This window comes from Streptomyces poriferorum (genome assembly GCF_019399235.1).
In the GTDB taxonomy this organism is placed as follows: Bacteria; Actinomycetota; Actinomycetes; order Streptomycetales; family Streptomycetaceae; genus Streptomyces; species Streptomyces poriferorum.
In genome coordinates this window covers 1-3,430 of sequence record NZ_JAELVH010000465.1, presented here as the reverse complement: position 1 = coordinate 3,430, position 3,430 = coordinate 1, and the positions used below count along the sequence as shown (strand labels likewise).

The 3,430-nt window shown below is 72.2% G+C and carries 3 protein-coding genes; 1 reads left to right on the top strand and 2 read right to left on the bottom strand.

Annotated elements, in window-relative coordinates; genetic code table 11:
- Positions 1-1,355: trifunctional class I SAM-dependent methyltransferase/NUDIX hydrolase/VOC family protein (locus tag JGS39_RS38460; protein WP_219574414.1), on the bottom strand; the 1,355-nt coding region annotated here is incomplete at its 3' end.
- A gap of 263 nt (positions 1,356-1,618) precedes the next feature.
- On the opposite strand from JGS39_RS38460, the gene JGS39_RS38455 reads away from it, so the two are divergent.
- Positions 1,619-2,644, top strand: coding sequence for a lytic polysaccharide monooxygenase auxiliary activity family 9 protein (locus tag JGS39_RS38455; RefSeq protein WP_219574413.1), 1,026 nt, complete (start codon positions 1,619-1,621; stop codon positions 2,642-2,644).
- Positions 2,645-2,685: 41 nt separating this feature from the next.
- Here JGS39_RS38455 and JGS39_RS38450 read toward each other — a convergent pair.
- Positions 2,686-3,430, bottom strand: a 745-nt coding sequence (locus tag JGS39_RS38450; RefSeq protein WP_219574412.1) for an esterase/lipase family protein, incomplete at its 5' end; no start/stop codon positions are given.

Below are 3,430 nucleotides of genomic sequence, written 5' to 3'. Positions count from 1 at the left end.
ACCTGGCGTTCCACGTCGAGGACCGGGCCGGGCTCGACGTGGAACGCCAGGTGGTTGAGCCCGGGGCGGCGTCGCTCATGCCCTCCGGGGACCAGGTCGGGCGACTGCTCGATCACCACATAGCTGTCGCCCCGCCGCCAGCTGCGGCCGTGCGCCCATTGCTGGTACGGGACATGGCCCAGCTCACCGAGGAGCCAGCCCCAGCCGGACGCGGCGGCCGCCAGGTCGGGCACCCACAGCTCGATGTGGTGGAGCCGCCCGGTGCGGGCCCCGCCGGCCGGCAGCGGTACGGCCCGCCGGGTGCCCCTCGGTTCGAACGCCACGGTGTCGCCGTCCTCGTGCCAGTGGATCAGGAAGTGCTCCCCCGTCCGGTAGCCGTCCAGGCCGGCGCGGCAGTACGCGACCATGTCGTCCGGCAGGGCGTCCAGCGGGAACCAGGCCAGCTCGGAGCACTTGTCCGGTTCGCGGTTGTACGGCGGACGCTCAGGGTCGTACGCCGCCTCGAAGAACCAGCCCGTCCTGGGGCTGCCGCCCGGCCCCCGGTGCTGCATGACCAGGGCGGTGCGCAGTTCCCCGGGCTCCAGCGCCACCCCGATCTCCTCGGCCGTCTCCCGGATCACTGCCTCCCGGACGTCCTCGCCGTCCTCCACGTGCCCGGACGGTGCGTGCAGCAGCCCGTCCGCGTACCCCGTACCGGCCCGTCGGGCGAGCAGGACATCCGGGCCGCGTCGGAGGATCAGATGCACATCGACGACCTCGGTGTGCCGGCGCGGAGGTTCGGCACGCGCCACCAGTGCGTAGCGCTCGTCGTCGACGTCCTTGCCCCAGAGGTCCCGGTCGCCGGAGAGCGGCTCGTGGTGGACGCGCTCGGTGAACGGGGCGAGAAGCGCGGAGAGTTGCCGGGCGGACAGACCGACCCCGTTCCACACGCCCTCGACCAGGACCAGTCTGCCGCCGGGCCGGAGCAGGCCGAACCAGTGGCGCAGGACGGCGGCCGGATCGGGGAGCAGCCACACCACGTGCCGGGCCAGGATCACGTCGAACCGCTGCTTGCCGACCGGCGGCGCGGCAGCGTCCCCGACCAGCACCTCCGTCCCCGTACCGGCCAGCTTGGCGCGCGCCTGCTCGACCATGCGGGGCGAGCGGTCCACGGCGGTGACCCGGTGGCCCTGCCCGGCGACGAGCAGCGCCAGACTTCCGGTGCCGCAGCCCAGGTCGAGCACCTCGGAACGCTCCCGGGGCAGCCAGGTCTCCAGGCGCTGCGCCCAGGCGTGCCGGACCACGGGGTCGAGCAGGCCGTGATCCGGCTCGTCGTCGAAGGAACCGGCGGCTGAATCCCAGTCGATCGTCGTCATGGACCGATCGTGCCAGCTGCCACTGACAACGGCGGACGTCTTCCTCGCCGTCCCCCTCACCGTCCTCCTCGCCGTCTCCTCGCGGTCTCCCTCGATGTCTCCCTCCGCAACCGGTCTTAAGCGTTCTTGAGTGGCCCCTTAAGCCCGTCATAACGATGGCCGACGGCCCCTCTCCAGGGCCTTTCCGGGGCCGGGCGCGGGCTAGCTTGCTGTTCCCGGGACGCCCCGCACATCGCCGTGGACCGCTGAAGGAGTACGTCACCATGCCTGCCATCACCCCCGCCCGCCGCAGGGCCGCCGCCGTCGCCGCGCTCGGTGCGACGCCGCTCGTACTCACCGTTCTGACCGCTGTTCCGGCCTCGGCGCACGGATCGCTGACGGACCCGGTGAGCCGGGTCTCGGCCTGCTTCGCCGAGGGTCCGGAACACCCGCGGTCCGCCGCGTGCGTGGCCGCGGTCGCGGCAGGCGGCACGCAGGCTCTGTACGACTGGAACGGGGTCAACATCGCCAACGCAGCGGGGAACCACCGGCAGTTGATCCCGGACGGCAAGCTGTGCAGTGCGGGCAACGACAAGTTCAAGGGTCTCGATCTGCCGCGCGCCGACTGGCCGGCCACCGACATGAAGGCGGGCTCCCACACCTTCCGCTTCCGGGCCACCGCACCGCACAAGGGTTCCTTCGCGCTGTATCTCACCACCGCCGGCTACGACCCCACGAAGCCGCTGAAGTGGTCGGACCTGGAGGAGAAACCGTTCGCCGAGGCCACCGACCCGGAGCTGGTGGACGGTTCGTACGTCTTCGACGGCACCGTTCCCGAGCGCTCGGGGCGTCAGCTGGTCTACACCGTCTGGCAGCGGTCGGACTCCCCGGAGGCGTTCTACGCGTGCTCCGACGTGGCCTTCGGCGGTCCGAGCGGCAGCGGTACGAGCGGCAGCGGTTCGGTCGCCGCCGTGCCCGCGCCGTCCGCTTCGGCACCCTCCGAGCAGGAGATCACCGAGGGTGCGCAGAAGTCCTCGGTCGAGCACGGCGGCCACGGCGACGACGACGCCGGTACGGGCGCGGCCGTCACCGAGGCGGCCGGTGCGACGGCTCCGGCCAATGCCCCGGAGCCGGACAGCGCGTCGGCCGATGTCCCCGTCGCAGGGGCCGACAACCTCGCCGAGACGGGCGGCGGCGCCGCCACGGGCCGGCTGGCCATGGGTGGCGCCGCCGCCGTCGCACTGGGCGCTGCCGCCCTGCTCGTCTCGGTCCGCCGCCGGGCCGCCGCAGCGACCCGGCGCGGACGCTGACGGACGGTCCGGTCAGGGACCGTTCCCGTCCGGTGCGTTCCCTACCCGATGACCGAGGCGCACGTCGTCGGGGTGGCGTGCGCCGGGTCCAGCGCGTTCGCCACCTCGTGGTAGGCGATCCGGTCGATGGTCCCGATCGCCACATGCTCGGACAGGTCGACCGGGCACAGGTCCTGGAGCAGGACGTTGCGTACGTCCGGCCCGTCGAGGAACTGTGTCCGGTACGGGGTCACGACCTCGTCGTACCTGGTCGCGATGACGGTGTAGTGCACGCCGGGCACGGTGTCGGGGACCGAGTTGAGCTTGGTGACGAAGGGCGATCCGGCCACCTGGTCGGCGAGTCCCGGCGTACCGGCGTTGAGCAGGTCCCCGGCGCCGGGGAAGTACGGCAGCAGCTTGGTCAGGCCGAGGAGGGTGGTGCCGTGGTTGTCGGGCGCGAGCCCGACCAGGGCGTTCACCTTGGGCGCTCCGCCGAGGAACTTCAGGTAGTAGTTCGGCATCATGCCGCCCTGGGAGTGGCCGACGAGGTCGGCCTTCGGGGCCCCGGTGGAGGCGAGCACCTTGTCGACGAAGGCGGCGAGCTGTCCGGCCGACTTGTCGATCGGGCCGAGGCCGTTGAAGAACGGCACACCGGGAAGCTGCCCGTAGTCGAGCGAGTAGACGCAGTAGCCCCGGTTGACCAGGTAGGGGGCGAGGACGAGCCAGTTGTCGACGGAGTTCCCGAAGGTCCCGTGGACCAGGACGACGGGCCGGGGGTGGGCTGCGGAGGGCTTGCAGGAGTAGTCG